A 17,647-nucleotide genomic window follows, 5' to 3' on the forward strand; every position below is an offset into this window, starting at 1 on the left:
CGCTCACCTTCCCTTCTTTTTGCGGCGGTAATAAAAATACCGATCAATGATAATGGCACCGATTCCGGAAATAAGCGTTGCCAAAATGCTTGGCCCGACGATATCTGTCGGCGTTTTGGAGGAATAAGCCATTCGGACAGCGATCACCGTTGTCGGGATGAGTGTGATGCAGGACGTATTAACAGCTAAAAAAGTAATCATCGACCGGCTTGCTTCCGATCGGTTTCCGTTCAGCTTTTTCATTTGTTCCATTGCTTTAATGCCAAGCGGAGTTGCTGCATTTCCGAGGCCGAAGAAATTCGCCATAAGATTAGATAAAATATAGCCCATCGCCGGGTGATCCGGCGGTATATCAGGGAACAGTTTAGATATAAAAGGTCTGCACATCCGGCTGAAAATATCCAAAAGCCCTGACTGCTCGGCGATTTTCATTAAGCCAAGCCAGAAAACAAGCACGCTCATCAATCCAAATGAGATCGTAATCGCTTCTTTCGCACCCTTAAACACGGCTTCATTTACATCTTGCAGAGTTCCGTTGCACATCGCAAAAACGAGTCCGATCACGGTTAAACTGACCCAAATTATATTGACCATTTTGCTCCGCCTGCCGCATTCAGAAAGATTGATTTAAACGTTTCAAAAAATTGTTTCTTCGGTTTTTGATGCCGCTCATTTTCATAATAGATCGGCACTTTTGCGATGGTTGCATCGTTGAACATGATCTCCATGTGCCCTACGATGTCAGGGATTTTCGAGGCATCTTTTTCCCATGCTTTTTTCGGCTTGAGCAGTGTGGTATTAATTTTTACATTTTCTTTTTCCTCTTCGGTCAGCAAATAGGTGATATCACGTTTGATAAAAGCCTTCGATTCATAAAATGTGCCTTTCAGCTTTGGAATATCCCCTTTTTTTGCAATTAAATAGGTTTGATAATGCTCAAACACATAGTTAAACATCTTCATATGGTCATCCCAATCATTAGGGTCATTAATGGTGACGGCTATCAGGTCAATGCCGTCCTTTGAAGCCGTAGAGACCAGTGTCCGTTTTGCAAGTTTTGTATAGCCTGTTTTTCCTCCTGTGCTGTACGGATAAAGCATGGTCAGCAGTTTGTTTTTGTTTTTCCATACGCTTTCCATCGTTTCCGCTTTGTATATTTTTGTGCCTGAAATCTTTTGATAGTCTTTCAGCTTCATAGCATACTTAGTTAAAATGGCCATGTCATAGGCTGTTGAATAATGATTTTCATGGTCGTCCAATCCGTGCGGGTTTTGAAAACGGGTGTTTTTCATACCAAGCTGCTCGGCTTTTTGATTCATCATATAAACAAACCCATCGAGGCTCCCACCGACATGCTCAGCAATCGCGACAGCGGCATCGTTTCCTGATCTTAGCATCAGGCCATACACAAGATCTTTCAGCTTCACTTTTTGACCTTCTGTTAAATAAATGGCGGAGCCTTCTGTTCTGACAGCATTTGCCGAAACCGTCACTGTTTGATCCATTTTGCCGGATTCGATGGCGAGGACGGCGGTCATAATTTTTGTGATGCTCGCGATCCGCCTTTTTTGATGCTCATCCTTGGCATATAACACTCTGCCTGACGCACCGTCAATAATGATCGCGCTTTTTGCACTGACATCTATAGCAGCATGTGCTGTATTCACATTTACGGTTGCAATTAGAAAAGAAATCATGATCACGAATACTGCTTTTTTGAAAATGCGCATGTTTGCTCACGTCCTTGTGGTGGTTTGTACAAGTTTATGCGCATGTCCATCAGTTATGAATAACAATTATATTTCTGGAAGCAAACATAAAAAAACTCTCCCTGAAAAAGGGAGAGTAAACGTTATCTGATTGGCGCCATGCTTGATCCGGACGCTTCGTAATGAGCCAGCTCTTCCCTCATCTTCAGAAAGGCCGCGCTCAACGGCAATAATAATTGCTCAAGCGACGCAGGAACAGCATGATAAAACTCAATTGCGCTGACCCCGGTATAAGACGCCCGGCTATTTTCACACCACGTGTCTTTTTTCGGCATAAAGAACTCTTCAATGCATTGGTGATACACATTATAAAGTGTTTTTTCCGCTCTGGCTTCCTGAAAAGGCTCCTGCATCAGGAGACGGCGGCACGCTTCTGCGCCTCCTTCACAAAATACTGCCATTCTTCTCAGAGTGCTCAGCACATCACAGCAGTATCCTTTTTCAATAGGCAATTCAGCCTGTAAGGACTCAAGCGTCGTTTGATTTAGGTAATCGTTCACGGTATTGACAACCATTGATAAGAATTCGCCTGTTTTTTGAGTCTGCGCTCGCACAATCGAATGTCCCATTTCGTTTGGTATCTTCCCCTCATGTCTTTGTCTCTCACATTTTGCTTCTTTCATGATAGCTTCTTCCTTATATCTTATGATGATGAAAAAGCGCGATTCATTAAACTTCTATTTTATATCTTCGAAGGTTTGGTTAAAGTTTTCAAAAAATAAATCTGCTTCTTCTTGAAGAACGTCTTCTTCCGCATTTTCAGGCAGCGGCGGAAGCTCGTCCAGCGTTTTCAGACCGAATTGTTCAAGAAAAGTCGGCGTAGTACCGTATAAAATGGCCCGCCCCGGACCATCGGCACGCCCTACTTCACACAATAGCGCCTTCGCGACAAGACTGTGTAAAATCCGCTCTGATTTTACTCCTCTGATTTCTTCAATTTCTGCTCTCGTAATTGGCTGTTTGTATGAAACAATGGCCAGTACTTCTAAAGATGCTTGAGAAAGGCCCTTTGACGGCACTTCAATCAGTTTTTTCAAGTAAGGCGCAAAGTCTTTTTTGGTAGAGAGCATGTACGTATCTGCATACTCAATAAGTTCAATCCCTCGTGTATCTCCGCGGTATTCGTCCGCCACATCCGCCATGATCGTGTTCAGTTCAGGCTCTTCGATTTCAAGCACTGTTAACAGCTGCTTTTTTGTAAGCCCTTCATCGCCTGCCGCATAAAGAAGGGCTTCCACAATAGCTTTCCAATTCACGATATCAAGCCCCATGAATGGATTCACTCCCCGTAATGTAAATATCTGAAAAATTGTGCTCCTGTTCAATGAGGACCAGCTGATTTTTCATCAGCTCAAGAACAGCTAGAAAGGTCACTACTAAATGTTCTTTTTGCTCATATGGAAACAGATCCATAAAGTTGATTCTCGTTCCTCTAGATTTCAAGCTGTGCACGATTTCGTTCATTCTGGCTTCGATTGGTATGTCCTGTCTTGTAATTGTTGTTTCCATCGGCCTGTTTATTTTTTTGCGTTTCAGCACTTTTTGAAAAGCTCCGATCATATCATAGACCGTGACAGAGAGCTTTTGCTCAGACTGTTTTACTTCTTTTGCATATTCACTCAAATCACTCGGCGGTTTCGTGAACGATTTTTGTCTTTCTTCTTCCCGTTCTTTTAATTCCTTCGCCGCATCTTTATATTTTCGATACTCAATCAGCTTTTCAATCAGTTCCTCCCGCGGATCTTCTTCTTCAAGCAATTCATCTTCAAAAAGCTCCTCCTCTTGCTTTGGGAGCAGCATTCTGCTTTTAATGCTGAGCAGCGTGGCAGCCATAACCAAATACTCGCTGGCCATATCGAGCTCAAGCACACGCATCGTATGTACATATAATAAATATTGTTCAGTGATCTTCGCCACAGGTATATCATATATGTCAATTTCAAGACGATTGATTAAATGAAGCAGCAGGTCCAATGGGCCCTCAAACGTATCAATTTTCACTTGATATTCTTCCATCATCTCACCATTTTCAAGTATCACTCTCATTGCCGGAAAAACTGGCTACCCTATAGTATAAGCCACCAAAAAGCTCTCGTCCAATACTATTTCATTTCCTGTTTTGAACAAGTTTGTACAGAATATTCAAAACACGAGAGGTGTTTGCTCGGAGCGCAGAAGCGGGAGAAAAAGCCTTAGCTTCTGGTTTTCCTTTCTAAGAAGCAATAGAGGCCGAGCGTTCTTTTTTCCTTTTATCCCTTCTATGGTACACTAAAAGCACATTAAAGGAGGAAACACCTTGTATCCGAAAGCTTATATAGAGTATCTCGTTGAGTTTCACGCGACACGGGATTATTTTGAATGCCATGAAATATTAGAAGAATTCTGGAAGGAAGACCCGCCAAAGAAACGAAAACGCTATTGGGTGGGCTTTATTCAGCTTGCAGTGGCTTTATATCATCACAGAAGGCAGAATACAGCCGGGGCAAAAAGACTGATGGCGAACAGCATCCGGATTCTTCAAGCAGAACACCGGGCAGTCGAAGACTTAGGGCTTGATCATGGCCGTTTGCTCGAGCTTATGCAATCGGTTTACGAACAAATTGAAACGGGCTCTGCCTATAAAAGCATTATGCTGCCAATCAAAGATAAGAAACTGGAGGAAGCATGCAGGATCGAATGCAGGAAAAAAAAGTATACATGGGGGCAGCCCAGTGCACTCAGCAACATATTTCTTATCGACAAACACCGTTTGCGGGATCGGACTGACGTCATCCGTGAACGTGAAAAAGAAATAGAACGCAGAAAAAAAAGCAGAGACTGATCACAGCCTCTGCTTAATTATTGTATGAAATGTCTTGATCCTGCTGACCTTGACAACGTTCGAAAAAGCTCTGCGTTAATTCATTTGGAACCAGTACTTGCGTTTTGAATAAATGCTTTAAAGCATCCATCATCTGTTTTCCGATTCCTTGATGGCGATGAGAAGGATTCACACTGATATGCCGGATCTCAACCTCAGAATCCTTTTTTTCGACTCCGATTGCTCCAACGATATCCTCGTCCTCTTTCCAAAGAAAGAGCTGGCGGTCTGTATCCGTTTCGTAGTCCTTAATTGTCTGCTGAAGCTGCTTAAGGTCTTTTTCATTCGGCATAAACGAAAGAAGCCCCATCGCAATCTTTTCAAACGATTTTTTATAACGAATTAACATAAAAACCCCTCTATATCCAAAATGTCCAGTCTGCTATTAACGGATACGAATAGGTGATCCGTTTTCTCACATTATATCATTTTCGCCATATTTTTAAACTGTTTTCAGCAAATTATTCAAATGAGCGGTTTAAATTTGCCATTTCAATGGCAGAAACAGCACAATCTACACCTTTGTTGCCCGCTTTTGTGCCGGCACGCTCGATAGCCTGTTCGATGTTTTCAGTTGTTACAATTCCAAAGATGACAGGTACACCAGTAGTGTTTGCTGCTTGCGCGATGCCTTTTGCAGCTTCATTGCAGACATAATCGTAATGTGTCGTCGCGCCTCTGATGACAGTGCCCAATGTGATAATAGCATCATATTTTTTTGTTTCCGCCATTTTTTTCGCAGCAAACGGTATTTCAAATGCGCCTGGAACCCAAGCCACATCAATGTCATTTGTGTCTACGCCATGTCTGAGCAGCGCATCTTCTGCTCCGCTCAGCAGCTTGCTCGTAATAAAATCATTAAATCTTCCTACTACGATTCCGATTTTAAGACCTGTACCAACTAAATTTCCTTGTATGATATTCATATGATTCCCATCCTTTTTTGTGATATTTATGATTAGAAATGAAGTAAATGACCTAGCTTGTTCATTTTGGTTTGCAAATATTTTTTATTGTGTTCTTTCGCCTCCATTTGAAGCGGCACTCTTTCTGAAATACTGAGTCCGTAGCCTTCAAGGCCTGCGATTTTTCGCGGATTATTCGTCAAAAGCTTCATATTCCGGACACCGAGGTCGCGTAAAATTTGTGCTCCGATGCCATAGTTGCGAAGATCCGGCAAGAATCCAAGCGCCTCATTGGCTTCTACGGTGTCATAGCCTTGTTCCTGAAGCTTATAAGCTTTTAATTTATTGATTAAACCGATGCCTCGTCCTTCTTGGCGCAAGTACAGAAGCACTCCACGGCCTTCTGCGGCAATTTGGTTCAGCGCAGCGTGCAGCTGCGGTCCACAATCACAGCGATGAGAGCCAAACACGTCACCTGTGAGACATTCTGAATGTACCCGGACCAATACCGGTTCTTCTCCGAACGGCACCTCTCCCATCACAAATGCGACATGCTCTTTTCCATCTACCTCATTTGTGTATCCATAAACCTTAAATGTCCCAAAATCAGTAGGCAGCGTAATGTCAACTTCACGCTCGACAAGTGTTGTCAGATTGTAACGGTATTGAATCAAATCCTTAATGGTGATCATTTTTAATTGATGCTTTTTCGCAATTTCAATGAGCTCAGGCACTCTCGCCATCGTTCCGTCTTCATTCATAATTTCACAAATGACGCCGGCTCCTGGAGATCCGCAGGCTTCAGCAAGATCAACAGCAGCTTCTGTATGGCCCGCTCTTTTCAGGACACCTCCTTTTTTCGCAATCAGCGGAAAAATGTGCCCCGGACGCTGAAAATCAGATGGCACGGATGTGCTGTCCAGCAATGCTTGAACGGTAAAAGATCTTTCTTGAGCGCTGATACCTGTCTTCGTTTCACGATGGTCTATGCTTACGGTAAATGCAGTGTGGTGAGAATCTGTATTATGCTCAACCATAGGATGAAGATCAAGCCTGTCTGCGATTTCCTCACTGAGCGGCGTGCAGATCAGTCCTCTCCCATGTGTCGCCATAAAGTTAATGACTTCCGGCGTTGCATGCTCGGCAAGAGCCACAAAGTCTCCTTCATTTTCTCTGTCTTCATCATCTACAACGATGATGACTTCGCCTTTTTTTAAAGCGTCCAGTGCTTCTTCTATCGGATGAAACATGCAAATCTTCCTCTCTAAAAGCCGTTTTCGCTTAAGAAGGCTTTTGTAATGGTTTGTTGGGTCTTATTTTCATTGGCTTTATGCAAAAATCGATACATATATTTTCCGATCATATCGCATTCGATATTCACTTTAGAGCCGATCGTTTTTTCTGAAAAGATCGTTTCGCTGATTGTATGCGGTATTAAGGAGATCGTCACTGTGTCTTCTGTCAGGCCGAATATGGTTAAGCTCACGCCATCCACAGTAATTGATCCCTTTAAAACCAATGTTTTTGTTAATGACGGGTCCAGTTTTAAATCATAGTAAACTGCGTTGCTTTTCTCTTCAATTCGTGTGATTTCCGCAGTTCCGTCGACATGGCCTGAGACGAAATGGCCTCCGAAACGGCCGTTTGCCGCCATTGCTCTTTCCAGATTTACTTTGCTTCCTTTTGTTAAATCATTCAGTGACGTAGCTTTGACTGTTTCAGGCATAACATCCACTGTGAATTGATTTTTTGTAAAATCAGTGACAGTCAGACAAATGCCGTTCACTGCAATGCTGTCGCCAAGATGAACATCCTCTAAAATCTTTGAGCATTTAATTGTTAAGGCCATTGAATGCCCTGCTTTTTTCATGGATTCGATTGTGCCTGTTTCTTCGATAATTCCTGTAAACATGGTCACCATCCTATTCCTTTGTCGGTTTTGCCGTCAGTTTGATATCACGGCCGATTTGGGTTATATCAGTGAATTGTAATAAGGGGACATCTTTCATTGATTGAAAACCTTCACCGGAGATTAAGCTGGGAGCATGCGTTCCTCCGATTAGTTTAGGGGCAAAATAGAAGATGATTTCTTGAAAACAGCCTTCTTTGACAAAGCTTCCGTGAACAGCTGAACCGCCTTCCACATACACCGACATGATGCCTTCTTCCGCTAGGATCTTCAAAACATCAGGAATTTGAATGCGCTCGGTTTCAAGTGTAAATATGTTCACTCCGAAAGCTGAAAGCCGTTTTTTCTTTTCCTCGTCTGCGCGTGCCGTCGTAAAAATCCATGTCGGCGCTATTTGATCGCAAATCACTTTAGCGTCCTCAGGAATCGAGAGTACGGTATCAAGTATGACCCGAACCGGCTGTTTTGTTACATTCGGCAGTCTGCAGGTTAAGCTCGGATTGTCGGCTTTCACTGTGCCAACTCCGACTAAAATGCTTTGGTGTGTTTTCCTGTATTGCTGAGCATCCTGTCTTGCAGCCTCTGACGTGATCCATTTGCTGTCACCCGTGCTGGTAGCTATCTTGCCGTCAAGGCTGGCAGCCGCTTTTAGCGTGACGTACGGAAGGCCTGTCCTCATAAAGTGCAGAAATTTTTCATTCAGCCTCTCCGCCTGGTCTGCCAGGATGCCTTCCCTTACCTCAATGCCAGCTTCTTTCATCATGCTGATCCCTCTTCCAGCCACAAGCGGATTAGGATCTCTCATCGCCACGAACACTCTTTTGATACCAGAGTTGATAATCAATTCTGCACATGGCGGTGTTTTTCCGTAATGGCTGCACGGTTCGAGTGTAACGTAAATGTCGGCACCCTCTGCATGTGCTCCAGCCATATGGATGGCATGAACTTCTGCATGAGCTTCACCATATTTTAAATGGGCGCCCATTCCGACAATTTGTCCGTCCTTTACGACAACAGCGCCGACGAGCGGATTGGATTCGGTCTGTCCTTCGCCCTGCTTCGCAAGATCTAAGGCCAGCTTCATATAATACTCTTCCATTTGTTTCCCTCCCCTCTTTTGTTATTTACCGTCAAAAAAGCCCCGAATTTATAAAAAATTCGGGGCTTTAGGTATTTTACGCAATAGGAAATAACACTATGCATTTTTAAACATTTTGCATAGCGGCTCATCATCCTTCTCCCATCCAGACTTTCACTGTCGGCTTCAGCTTAAACTGAATCCACCGCGTGCTTATGCACACGGGTCACGGGCTCTAAAGCAAATGTGCTTTACTACCGCCGGTCGGGATTTCCACCCTGCCCCGAAGGATACAATCTTTATTCATTTGTCCTTATTGGCTATTATAGCGATCCTTTTTAAAGTACGCAATGAAATAAACTTACAATTTGAGAAAAACAAAACATCACCCTTCGATCCGAAAGGTGATGTTTTTTAATCATTCACTTTTGCAACCTTGATTAATCCGTCGATCCGCTTTGATTTGCTGAAGTATGCCTTAATCTTGTCACCTTCTTTTATATCAGATAAATCCTGATTTAATTTTTTTCCGTTGAAGATGATTTTCGTTCCGTTTTCTGCTACTCCATGATACTCTGAGCCGTCAATTTTCGTCACTTTATATTCCTGGATGGTGTATTCCTCTTCTTCCGAGGACAAGGTTTGTCCAATTGCTGTCGGAACATCCTTCAGCTCAACGTCATTTATGTACATATAACCGCCTGCAAGTAAAAGCAAAAGCACTAACAGAATGGTAATCTTGGTTTTTATTCTTCCCATTTCTAAACCTCCAGCCAATATGAATCTATTCATTCATATGAGTTATTCCTTTTTTTCATGAATAAAAAACCGTAAATTCTCGTAAATTATTAATATAACGATGCATAACGGGAATATGTTTCACATTTCTGCAAAAATTTCTTTTCTATAGATATACGAATTTATGTTCTGTTTTTAGGGGATGAACGTAAAAAAGATATAAAAAAAGCAGCCCCAATGGGAAACTGCTTGATCCTAATTTGTTTTGCGCATTTCGTTAAACGGGTAGAAAACAAACTTTGACGTACCCGCAATTTGTTTTTTCGTGAAGAGGCCAAGTCCGTTACGGCTGTCCATGGAATTCCGACGATTGTCACCCATCACAAAATACTTGTTATCAGGCACTTTAACCGGGCCGAAATCATCGGTCAAATGGTCAAAACCGTCCTGTTTCGCTCTCTTTTTATTAGCCGCCAAATAAGGTTCGTCCACCTTTTTCCCGTTAATATAGAGCTGGTCATTTTTCATCTCAACCGTATCGCCGGGAAGGCCGATAATACGTTTGACATAGTGAACATCATCTCCGTTTAACACGACGATGTCTCCTCTATCAAACTCGCCGATGTATTTGACTGTCATATTAACAAAGACCCTTTCACGGTTGTGAAGTGTAGGATACATAGAGTCACCATCAACGACATACGGCGCAAAAATAAAGTTGCGGATGAGCAAAGCAAGAACGACAGCAATCACAATTGCTTTTGCCCATTCTAATATTGATTTTTTCTTCGAAACATTTTCTGATTTCAACTGATTTCCTCCAATAAACAACGGTCTTCAATTTATGTTATCACGAATCGAAAAAAAATCCCATTAGGACCATTGAAGTGATTTTACAAACTGTTAATCTTCATCTTCTACCCACATCATGCCTATTTTTTCTTGTCGATCATAACTAGGCCTGAAAATATTGAAAGAAATGAATCGCATAATTCAGAAGCGATGGACTCAGAAGAAAGAGAGTTCTCATATGCAAAATCTTTAGATCGTATATAAAGCATGAGGTTACGGGCAGTTTGTTCATTTACTGCATTCCATTGATCTCCCAGTCCATGATACCCATGGCACTTGACAAAACAATTAACGTCATGAAGGTTACTGGAATGTTTGCGGCAACCTATTTCACAGGTGATAACCGCACCCCGTTTTTTGCTTTCATAATATGTTTAAAATCATTCAAGCTCGAAAACATGGATCAGCCTCCAAAAAATAAATCCAATATATTCCCGGCAGTTGAAGACTCTTTATTATAAAATTCTGAATATCCGCAGTTCTTACAGTAAACCACTAGAAATCGGTTATGCTGCACGTCAAACAGCTTTGATAATCCCGTGCCGGTTGTGGCTATTTCTTTTTGTCCGGCTTCTGTACTGCCGCATTTTATACAGCCTTTGTTGTCCATATCGCGATCTCCTTTTCATTACATCACGTTTGTTTGATTTATTTTACTACAAAATACCAATCCCAATGAACCGTACTACTTTAAAGTTTACTTAATTTTGATTACATACTAATTGGGTTCGTTTCTCAGCTTGGTAAATCTTCTGGAGAAACGGAAAAGCTCCATGACCAAAACATTCAAACTCAGCCAAACACCGCCGAAGGCGTAACCCGCAGCAACATCACTCGGATACTGCTCATAAAGTACACACGGCTCAGCCCGATGAGGAATAAAACGATAATAAACAAAAAAACGCAACAGTTTGCAGACACGCCTTGTGAGAATGACGCACAAAAAGATAAGCATAAAAACCAAAAATGACAAATGCCGTTAACGTCTGTTCGCTTGGGAATGGATATAATACATGACTTTCCAAAGGAGCGTGAACAGGATGAAGGGAATGAAAGAGCCGTCTGATTCCCTCTTCATAAAGCTCTCCACCAATGACTAGGAAAAATAAGAAAGAGAGTTCGATTTTCCAACCTTGCCCTTTGAATACCGTCCAAAGAAAAGTTAGAACAATAACGGCTAACAGAACACCTCTCGAGGCAAAAGCTATCTGAATTGCAGCTGGGCCCAGTCTATACCCGATCCAATACGACATGCTCACTCCCACACAGCTCCCCAATCCGGCCGCTAACATGCTTAGCACCCAGTTTAACTTTTCTTGAAACACGAGAACACCGACATAACCCATCAGAAACTCTCCCGGTCCAAGTAAAGTTAGAAGCTCTAACATCAAGACAATAAACAAGACGGCATATCCGTACTGTTCGAGCAAACCCGTCAAAACTTGCACGGATTCTCCTTAAACTTTTTTGTTCTTTTATCATTCCCAATCCACTTTTTGTATAATCAGCACAATTTCACCTTCAGTCGTCCAACAACATTGTCTATGGCGGGATCTTCTCTCCTATACTCGTCACTCATACATTCTTTTTTGACATAGGAGGAGCAATAGCATGAAATGGGAGGAAACAAAAGATACACAGGGAGTTTGCCAAAATTTTGGGCAGTTCTTTCTGCCACCGAGTCAGGTGTTTGTTTGCCTACCTCATTCCTTGGCCATTCCCCATTTTCCCCGTTTGAGGTTCGAAATGATAAAGTATTTCACTTAGTTTCGTACATGAAGAGGTAAATTCTTTGCTCACCGAACTAGGATAGCGGCGCATGACGATTACTGCATTGCATAACCACTAGTTATTTAGTGAGCCGGGTGCAATGTATATGCATTTTGAGTCAGCACAGGATGATCCTATTACATTCGCCAGAAAAGCAGCTGCCGCATTCAGAGTAGTTAAAAGAATAGACAGATAGCTGGGCTTCCAGAAGCTTTAAAAGAGGATCTTTTTTCGAGCATTTTTATAAATCAATAAAAACAGGCATCTCCTAAATATTTTTGCCGATAAGTTTACGCTAATCAACTCTAGCACTAATACATATAAACAATAGAATGATATGAAAGGAGACTTAATAGTATGATTGATTATCCTATTAATATAAACAACGTTTCCGGGAACAGTGTAATTAACGTAGGTGGCGCTTTTATGATCAGGCCTTTAACTTTGTCCAAATCTGTGTTTGGCTCCGGAGGTTTAAACACAGGAATTGTCTTTGAAAATAACTTTGTAAGCAAGGCTAAAATGATTAATCATCAATTTACTGATCAGAACGTCACCAAAACTTTTTAATGTATTCAATACACGGGGGTCACTAACTAAACACCTGGTTTTGCCAACCGCCATCAGCATTCGGCGGTTTTTTATTGAACATTTTTGGCCAATAAAAAAAGCTTCCTCTCTAAGAGGAAGCCTTTTGCCTGCCGATTAGCCTTCTACACGAACTTCTTTCATGACATCGCCATTAGACATGTTTTTCGCGAATTCTAATCCGCTTGTTACTTTACCAAATACAGTGTGAACACCGTTCAAATGAGGCTGTGGCTCATGAACGATGAAAAATTGGCTGCCGCCAGTGTCTTTTCCGGCATGTGCCATAGAAAGTGCGCCCGCCTCATGTGTATGCGGGTTGCCTTCTGTTTCACATTTGATTGTGTATCCCGGACCGCCTGTACCAGTTCCGTGCGGGCATCCGCCTTGGCTGACGAAGCCAGGGATCACTCGGTGGAATGTAAGCCCGTCATAAAAGCCTTCGTTCGCAAGCTTTTCAAAGTTTGCAACAGTTCCAGGTGCAGCTTCAGGATAAAGTTCAAATTCAATTTTGTTCCCGTCTTCTAATAAAAAGTAACCTGTTTTCAATTGTATGCCTACTTTCTTTATTTTAATTTTCAAAGGAGATTATGTATGATAGGTTATAGCCTGTCTCTCCTTGTCGCGGCTATTATACCACACCTTTCGGGGGAAAACGAATCTCCCGAGCTTTACTAAAAAATAAAAATGAAACCTGAATCTCTTTATCTCCGTCTAACCTAACGGAACTGTATTTTTCATGATTCAGGTCCTCACAAAGCAGCACTATCCAGCTGCTTGTGAAATTGAAGGAGGTCAAACTGCTTTGAAGAAAATTTGGATTGGAATGCTGGCAGCGGCCGTTTTGCTGCTGATGGTTCCGAAGGTCAGTCTCGCGGATGCCGCAGTTGGAGATGTCATTGTAACACTGGGTGCTGATTTGTCAGAATCTGACAAACAAAAAGTGCTTGATGAAATGAATGTCCCTGATAATGCCACAACGGTAACCGTGACCAATAAGGAAGAACATGAATATTTAGGAAAATATATATCGAACGCGCAAATCGGATCGAGAGCGATTTCTTCATCGTCAATCACCATTGCCAAAAAAGGCTCCGGATTGAATGTTGAGACCCATAATATCAGCGGCATCACAGATGAAATGTACCTGAATGCACTGATGACAGCCGGTGTTAAAGATGCGAAGGTGTATGTTACAGCACCGTTTGAAGTATCCGGGACTGCCGCTTTAACTGGATTGATTAAGGCGTATGAAGTTTCTTCTGACGAAGCGATCTCGGAGGATGTTAAGCAGGTCGCCAACCAAGAGCTTGTCACGACATCAGAGCTTGGAGACAAAATCGGTAACGAAAATGCGGCAGCCCTGATTGCAAAAATCAAAGAAGAGTTTGCTAAAAACGGGGTGCCTGATAATAAAGCTGACATCGAAAAACAAGTGGATGACGCAGCTTCTGATTTAAACGTCACACTTACAGACAGCCAAAAGAATCAGCTTGTCTCCCTATTCAATAAGATGAAAAACGCTGACATTGACTGGGGACAGGTCAGTGACCAGCTAGATAAAGCGAAAGATAAGATTACGAAATTCATAGAATCAGATGAAGGCAAAAACTTCATCCAGAAAGTCATTGATTTCTTCGTATCTATCTGGAATGCGATTGTATCTATATTCAAATAGGAAAAGCGCCGAAAAATCGGCGCTTTCTTTTATTGCTTTACACCCGTTTTAAATGGCAGATCAAGTTTTACAATATCTTCGTATGTTTCTCGCTTCACGACTAAATGAGCCTCACCGTTTTCGACAAATACAACGGCGGGTCTCGGAATACGGTTATAATTGTTGGCCATGCTGTATCCATAAGCGCCTGTACAAAAAACGGCAAGAAGATCGCCTTCTTTTACTTCCGGCAGGTTAATATCCCAAATCAGCATATCTCCGCTTTCACAGCACTTTCCGGCAATTGATACCGTTTTGTCATGCGCTTCTCCGATCCTGTTGGCTGCCGCAGCTTCATATTTAGCTTGGTAAAGCGCAGGACGAATATTGTCGTTCATGCCTCCGTCTACAGCCACATATTGGCGGACACCCGGCACTTCTTTTTGAGAGCCAACCGTATAAAGAGTTGTGCCTGCGTCTCCCACGAGAGAACGGCCCGGTTCGATCCAAATTTCCGGAATGTCAAAACCGTAACGGGAAGCATTTTCTTTCACAGCTTCGATAATTTTTTCAACGTATTCAGTGGCATGAAGCGGTTCATCATCTTCCGTATAACGAATGCCGAAACCTCCTCCAAGATTCAGCACCTTGGATACAAATGAATATGAATCTCTCCATTCGTCTAGTTTTTTGAAGATTTTTTCCGCTGCTAACACAAAACCGGCCGTATCAAAGATTTGCGAGCCGATATGGCAATGGACACCCAGCAGCTGAATGTGTTCCGATTGTAATACTTGTTCAATGGCCCGTTCAGTTTGTCCGTTATGAAGATCGAAACCAAACTTTGAATCTTCCTGGCCCGTTGTAATGTAGTCATGCGTATGCGCTTCTACTCCGGGCGTGATCCGAAGAAGAACATCGATGGAGTGACCCGTTTCTTTACATAGGTCTTCAAGAAGCGCAATTTCATAGAAATTATCCACCACAATGCAGCCGATGCGGTGCTCAAGCGCCATGCGCAGTTCTTCCCTGCTCTTATTGTTTCCATGAAAGTGGATGCGTTCTGCCGGAAAGCCTGCCGCAACAGCCGTATAAAGCTCTCCTCCGGATACGACATCTAAAGAAAGTCCCTCTTCCTCAGCGAGCTGAATCATTGCGACTGATGAGAATGCTTTGCTCGCATATGCCACCTGTGCTTTCAGCCCTGCAGAAATAAACGCCTGCTTAAAGCTTTTAGCACGCTCACGTATTAAAGCCACATCATATACGTAAAGAGGTGTACCATATTTCTCCGCTAAATAGAGAGCATCCACACCTCCGATTTCTAAATGACCATGTTGATTTTGTCTGCTTGTGCCGTGTAAGAACAATGTCATTCCCTCTTTCTCCGCTTATGGATGAAAGGACAGTTTTATGGACTGTCCCTTCATAATTAAGACATACATTATCATACTCTTCAGTCAGTTTCAATGCGATTATGAATTGGTAGGCTGCCTTAAGCGATTTTTGGGGTGAACGATGCTGGGTCTTACTTTTGCGCCAGGTTTCGCTGTGCGGACAAGAACCTGCCACAGCGCCTTTCCGTTAAAGGGAATCAGCGGCCATAAGTACGGTGTCTGAAGGGATTTGATGCTTGCCATGGCAATAATTAGCACTGTAAATCCGATGACGAGCCCTTTTATATGAAATAAAGCAACGAGTATCATGAGGACAAGACGGCTCATTTTGTTTGCCAAGCTTAATTCATAACTAGGCGTCGTAAAGGTTCCAATCGCCGCAAGTGAGACGTACAGAATCACCTCAGGAGAAAAAAGGCCGACCTCAATCGCAATCTGCCCGATCAGAACAGCGGCAATTAAACCCATTGCTGTCGATAAAGCCGTCGGTGTGTGAATGGCAGCCATTCTGAGAAACTCGATTCCTAAGTCAGCTAAAAATATCTGCAGGATGATCGGGATATGCGTATCTTTATTTAAACCGATAAATTTCATGTTGTCCGGGAGCAGATCAGGCTGAAGCACAAAGAGAAACCAGATCGGAAGAAATAAAGTAGAAGCAAGAATACCGAAAAATCTTACCCATCTTAAAAAGGTCCCGACTGAAGGCGCCTGCCTATATTCTTCAGCATGCTGCACATGGTGAAATAAAGTCGTCGGGGTAATGATCACACTCGGCGATGTGTCCACTATAATGATAACATGGCCTTCTAGAACATGATTTGCGGCCACATCCGGTCTTTCTGTATAGCGCACGAGCGGAAAAGGATTATAGCTTTGATTAACAATGAATTCCTCGACAGTTTTGTCTGCCATTGTTAATCCATCGACATCAATGGATGCAATTTCTTTTTCTACGATCTCAACCAGATCCGGATCAGCTATATCTTCTATATAACAAATGCTTAAATCCGTCTTTGACCGCTCACCAACTTTAGTCATCTTGACTCGAAGGCGTTCGTCTCTGATCCGCCTTCTGAGAAGGGCCGTATTGACGACGATATTTTCAACAAATCCGTCTCTGGCTCCCCTGACTACCTTTTCCGTATCAGGTTCTTCCGGGTTTCTGCCCGGATAGCTTCTGACGTCAATTATAAATGCGAAGCCTGCACCTTCAACAATGACAGCGACGAGCCCGGACAGCACTTGGTCGGTGGTTTCATCCAAGGTTTTTACTTTTTCGACCTGGGCGTTAAGCAGCCTGTTTTCGACGATGTCGACCAGCTCATCAGGGTCTTCTTTCCGATTGTTAATGGCAACAAGCTCTCTCATTAAATGAATAATATAGGCTGTATCGCATAATCCATTTAGATAGTAAAGCTGGATCTCTTTATCTAAAATCGTGAGCTTGCGAACACCTACATCATAGCTCGTCCCCATCCCAACACGGTTTTTGAAATACTCTTCATTTTTAGCTGGATTCCGATAAACCCGAATTTTCTCTTCCTTGTGGTCCGGCATGATACCCGCTCCTTTCTAAAATAAACTCGACCGCTTTCATGGTGATTGGCGACCCTTTTGAGATATCGTCTTTTCTGCCCATTTTGCCGATATCCCCGATACCGACAATAAGCGGGAGATCAAGTTTATCAAGGCAATAGACTGTATCTCCACTCATTCTGTGGTCATCAAATTCCCTTTCCCCGACTTTATCGACGCCGTATTCAGTTATTTCTCCATTGCGGTCAATGCTTACATCGACCCTGGTCCATTCAGCCTGATGTGTTTTTGACGCGACCGCAATCACACCGAGCACTTCAATAGACGGATGGGTTGCGACATAGGTTAGAGCGGCTTCTCCTGGACCCTCTCCTTGAAGGCCGGAGTCGTCAAACATGACAAATACAGGATCATACGGTGCTGAGGCGATCAGCTTGACAAGCTCGGCGCCGCTGCGGGTGGAAGGATTCCCTTTTGATTGTGAAATGCATCGGCCTCCCACTTTGCTTGCGGCGTATTCAATTGTTTTAGCGGCATAAACATCCCCGTCTGTTACCAGTATGACCTTGCGTTTTGTCGTCATGT

The 17,647-nt window shown here is 42.9% G+C and carries 21 protein-coding genes, 1 pseudogene and 1 riboswitch; of the genes and pseudogenes, 4 read left to right on the top strand and 18 right to left on the bottom strand.

The features are described 5' to 3' along the window. Window positions 1–3 precede the first annotated feature (3 nt). From spmA to scpA, 5 genes are all read right to left on the bottom strand, one after another. Window positions 4–594 (bottom strand): spore maturation protein SpmA, encoded by a 591-nt coding sequence (spmA, locus tag MHI44_RS02175; RefSeq protein WP_004398980.1) that lies wholly within the window; start codon window positions 592–594, stop codon window positions 4–6. Next, window positions 582–1,730: a D-alanyl-D-alanine carboxypeptidase DacB gene (gene dacB, locus MHI44_RS02180; protein ID WP_003230505.1), complete on the bottom strand. Its 1,149-nt coding sequence runs from the start codon at window positions 1,728–1,730 to the stop codon at window positions 582–584. Before dacB ends, spmA begins: the two co-directional genes overlap by 13 nt. 122 nt (window positions 1,731–1,852) lie before the next feature. Beyond that, the gene (locus MHI44_RS02185; RefSeq protein WP_014477219.1) at window positions 1,853–2,392 is read right to left on the bottom strand and encodes a YpuI family protein; all 540 of its coding nucleotides are present in this window, start codon (window positions 2,390–2,392) and stop codon (window positions 1,853–1,855) included. Window positions 2,393–2,446: 54 nt separating this feature from the next. Then, entirely contained in the window at window positions 2,447–3,040 is a 594-nt protein-coding gene (gene scpB / locus MHI44_RS02190; RefSeq protein WP_003223904.1) for an SMC-Scp complex subunit ScpB, read from the bottom strand. Next, window positions 3,030–3,785: a segregation/condensation protein A gene (gene scpA / locus MHI44_RS02195; RefSeq protein WP_015714192.1), complete on the bottom strand. Its 756-nt coding sequence runs from the start codon at window positions 3,783–3,785 to the stop codon at window positions 3,030–3,032. The genes scpB and scpA overlap by 11 nt, the downstream gene beginning before the upstream one ends. Before the next feature lie 280 nt (window positions 3,786–4,065). On the opposite strand from scpA, the gene MHI44_RS02200 reads away from it, so the two are divergent. Beyond that, window positions 4,066–4,590 carry a DUF309 domain-containing protein gene (locus MHI44_RS02200; protein WP_076458070.1) on the top strand — a complete coding sequence of 175 codons (525 nt, stop codon included), beginning with the start codon at window positions 4,066–4,068 and terminating at the stop codon, window positions 4,588–4,590. 13 nt (window positions 4,591–4,603) lie between these two features. On the opposite strand, the gene ribT is transcribed toward MHI44_RS02200, so the two are convergent. From ribT to lepB, 7 genes are all read right to left on the bottom strand, one after another. Beyond that, window positions 4,604–4,978 (bottom strand): GNAT family N-acetyltransferase RibT, encoded by a 375-nt coding sequence (gene ribT, locus MHI44_RS02205; RefSeq protein ID WP_003223910.1) that lies wholly within the window; start codon window positions 4,976–4,978, stop codon window positions 4,604–4,606. Window positions 4,979–5,090: 112 nt separating this feature from the next. After that, window positions 5,091–5,555, bottom strand: coding sequence for a 6,7-dimethyl-8-ribityllumazine synthase (gene ribH, locus MHI44_RS02210; protein WP_003223915.1), 465 nt, complete (start codon window positions 5,553–5,555; stop codon window positions 5,091–5,093). Window positions 5,556–5,587: 32 nt separating this feature from the next. Then, the gene (locus MHI44_RS02215; protein ID WP_014480160.1) at window positions 5,588–6,784 is read right to left on the bottom strand and encodes a bifunctional 3,4-dihydroxy-2-butanone-4-phosphate synthase/GTP cyclohydrolase II; all 1,197 of its coding nucleotides are present in this window, start codon (window positions 6,782–6,784) and stop codon (window positions 5,588–5,590) included. 14 nt (window positions 6,785–6,798) lie between these two features. Beyond that, on the bottom strand, window positions 6,799–7,446 hold the full coding sequence (gene ribE, locus MHI44_RS02220; protein ID WP_029317961.1) for a riboflavin synthase subunit alpha: 648 nt from the start codon (window positions 7,444–7,446) through the stop codon (window positions 6,799–6,801). A gap of 10 nt (window positions 7,447–7,456) precedes the next feature. Continuing rightward, window positions 7,457–8,542, bottom strand: coding sequence for a bifunctional diaminohydroxyphosphoribosylaminopyrimidine deaminase/5-amino-6-(5-phosphoribosylamino)uracil reductase RibD (gene ribD, locus MHI44_RS02225; protein ID WP_004398763.1), 1,086 nt, complete (start codon window positions 8,540–8,542; stop codon window positions 7,457–7,459). 129 nt (window positions 8,543–8,671) lie between these two features. Then, window positions 8,672–8,816: riboswitch (FMN riboswitch) on the bottom strand. Window positions 8,817–8,935: 119 nt separating this feature from the next. After that, entirely contained in the window at window positions 8,936–9,280 is a 345-nt protein-coding gene (locus tag MHI44_RS02230) for a hypothetical protein (RefSeq protein WP_003230488.1), read from the bottom strand. Window positions 9,281–9,514: 234 nt separating this feature from the next. After that, on the bottom strand, window positions 9,515–10,069 hold the full coding sequence (lepB, locus tag MHI44_RS02235) for a signal peptidase I (RefSeq protein ID WP_003246166.1): 555 nt from the start codon (window positions 10,067–10,069) through the stop codon (window positions 9,515–9,517). Window positions 10,070–10,335: 266 nt separating this feature from the next. Here lepB and MHI44_RS02240 point away from each other — a divergent pair, with 266 nt between their 5' ends. After that, complete coding sequence (locus tag MHI44_RS02240; RefSeq protein WP_010886560.1) at window positions 10,336–10,572, top strand: hypothetical protein; 237 nt, start codon at window positions 10,336–10,338, stop codon at window positions 10,570–10,572. Here the strand turns inward: MHI44_RS02240 and MHI44_RS02245 are convergent. Then, the gene (locus MHI44_RS02245; RefSeq protein ID WP_003230483.1) at window positions 10,515–10,721 is read right to left on the bottom strand and encodes a zinc ribbon domain-containing protein; all 207 of its coding nucleotides are present in this window, start codon (window positions 10,719–10,721) and stop codon (window positions 10,515–10,517) included. The genes MHI44_RS02240 and MHI44_RS02245 overlap by 58 nt on opposite strands. Before the next feature lie 620 nt (window positions 10,722–11,341). After that, window positions 11,342–11,559, bottom strand: a pseudogene (locus tag MHI44_RS02250) (hypothetical protein). A 679-nt stretch (window positions 11,560–12,238) separates the two neighbouring features. On the opposite strand from MHI44_RS02250, the gene MHI44_RS02255 reads away from it, so the two are divergent. Next, window positions 12,239–12,451: a spore germination protein gene (locus tag MHI44_RS02255; protein WP_003230479.1), complete on the top strand. Its 213-nt coding sequence runs from the start codon at window positions 12,239–12,241 to the stop codon at window positions 12,449–12,451. Between the two features lie 135 nt (window positions 12,452–12,586). On the opposite strand, the gene MHI44_RS02260 is transcribed toward MHI44_RS02255, so the two are convergent. Further along, entirely contained in the window at window positions 12,587–13,018 is a 432-nt protein-coding gene (locus MHI44_RS02260; RefSeq protein WP_003223931.1) for a peptidylprolyl isomerase, read from the bottom strand. Between the two features lie 256 nt (window positions 13,019–13,274). On the opposite strand from MHI44_RS02260, the gene MHI44_RS02265 reads away from it, so the two are divergent. Beyond that, window positions 13,275–14,147 (top strand): DUF1002 domain-containing protein, encoded by an 873-nt coding sequence (locus MHI44_RS02265; RefSeq protein ID WP_009967658.1) that lies wholly within the window; start codon window positions 13,275–13,277, stop codon window positions 14,145–14,147. Between the two features lie 29 nt (window positions 14,148–14,176). Here MHI44_RS02265 and lysA read toward each other — a convergent pair whose 3' ends face one another. The 3 genes from lysA to spoVAEA form a co-directional block, all read right to left on the bottom strand. Next, window positions 14,177–15,496: a diaminopimelate decarboxylase gene (gene lysA, locus MHI44_RS02270; protein WP_273796683.1), complete on the bottom strand. Its 1,320-nt coding sequence runs from the start codon at window positions 15,494–15,496 to the stop codon at window positions 14,177–14,179. A gap of 105 nt (window positions 15,497–15,601) precedes the next feature. After that, window positions 15,602–17,083 (bottom strand): spore germination protein SpoVAF, encoded by a 1,482-nt coding sequence (gene spoVAF / locus MHI44_RS02275; RefSeq protein ID WP_003230471.1) that lies wholly within the window; start codon window positions 17,081–17,083, stop codon window positions 15,602–15,604. Further along, window positions 17,034–17,645: a stage V sporulation protein SpoVABEA gene (gene spoVAEA, locus MHI44_RS02280; protein ID WP_003230469.1), complete on the bottom strand. Its 612-nt coding sequence runs from the start codon at window positions 17,643–17,645 to the stop codon at window positions 17,034–17,036. The genes spoVAF and spoVAEA overlap by 50 nt, the downstream gene beginning before the upstream one ends. Window positions 17,646–17,647: the final 2 nt, after the last annotated feature.

Source organism: Bacillus sp. FSL K6-1366 (assembly GCF_037976695.1).
In the GTDB taxonomy this organism is placed as follows: Bacteria; Bacillota; Bacilli; order Bacillales; family Bacillaceae; genus Bacillus; species Bacillus subtilis.

What these genes read in the sequence shown, in the direction of transcription:
- MHI44_RS02245 (WP_003230483.1), bottom strand. Translation starts at nt 10,721, where the DNA reads ATGGACAACAAAGGCTGTATAAAATGCGGCAGTACAGAAGCCGGACAA.
- ribT (WP_003223910.1), bottom strand. Translation starts at nt 4,978, where the DNA reads ATGTTAATTCGTTATAAAAAATCGTTTGAAAAGATTGCGATGGGGCTT.
- spmA (WP_004398980.1), bottom strand. Translation starts at nt 594, where the DNA reads ATGGTCAATATAATTTGGGTCAGTTTAACCGTGATCGGACTCGTTTTT.
- scpA (WP_015714192.1), bottom strand. Translation starts at nt 3,785, where the DNA reads ATGGAAGAATATCAAGTGAAAATTGATACGTTTGAGGGCCCATTGGAC.
- spoVAF (WP_003230471.1), bottom strand. Translation starts at nt 17,083, where the DNA reads ATGCCGGACCACAAGGAAGAGAAAATTCGGGTTTATCGGAATCCAGCT.
- MHI44_RS02185 (WP_014477219.1), bottom strand. Translation starts at nt 2,392, where the DNA reads ATGAAAGAAGCAAAATGTGAGAGACAAAGACATGAGGGGAAGATACCA.
- MHI44_RS02215 (WP_014480160.1), bottom strand. Translation starts at nt 6,784, where the DNA reads ATGTTTCATCCGATAGAAGAAGCACTGGACGCTTTAAAAAAAGGCGAA.
- spoVAEA (WP_003230469.1), bottom strand. Translation starts at nt 17,645, where the DNA reads ATGACGACAAAACGCAAGGTCATACTGGTAACAGACGGGGATGTTTAT.
- ribD (WP_004398763.1), bottom strand. Translation starts at nt 8,542, where the DNA reads ATGGAAGAGTATTATATGAAGCTGGCCTTAGATCTTGCGAAGCAGGGC.
- scpB (WP_003223904.1), bottom strand. Translation starts at nt 3,040, where the DNA reads ATGGGGCTTGATATCGTGAATTGGAAAGCTATTGTGGAAGCCCTTCTT.
- MHI44_RS02255 (WP_003230479.1), top strand. Translation starts at nt 12,239, where the DNA reads ATGATTGATTATCCTATTAATATAAACAACGTTTCCGGGAACAGTGTA.
- dacB (WP_003230505.1), bottom strand. Translation starts at nt 1,730, where the DNA reads ATGCGCATTTTCAAAAAAGCAGTATTCGTGATCATGATTTCTTTTCTA.
- MHI44_RS02230 (WP_003230488.1), bottom strand. Translation starts at nt 9,280, where the DNA reads ATGGGAAGAATAAAAACCAAGATTACCATTCTGTTAGTGCTTTTGCTT.
- ribH (WP_003223915.1), bottom strand. Translation starts at nt 5,555, where the DNA reads ATGAATATCATACAAGGAAATTTAGTTGGTACAGGTCTTAAAATCGGA.
- ribE (WP_029317961.1), bottom strand. Translation starts at nt 7,446, where the DNA reads ATGTTTACAGGAATTATCGAAGAAACAGGCACAATCGAATCCATGAAA.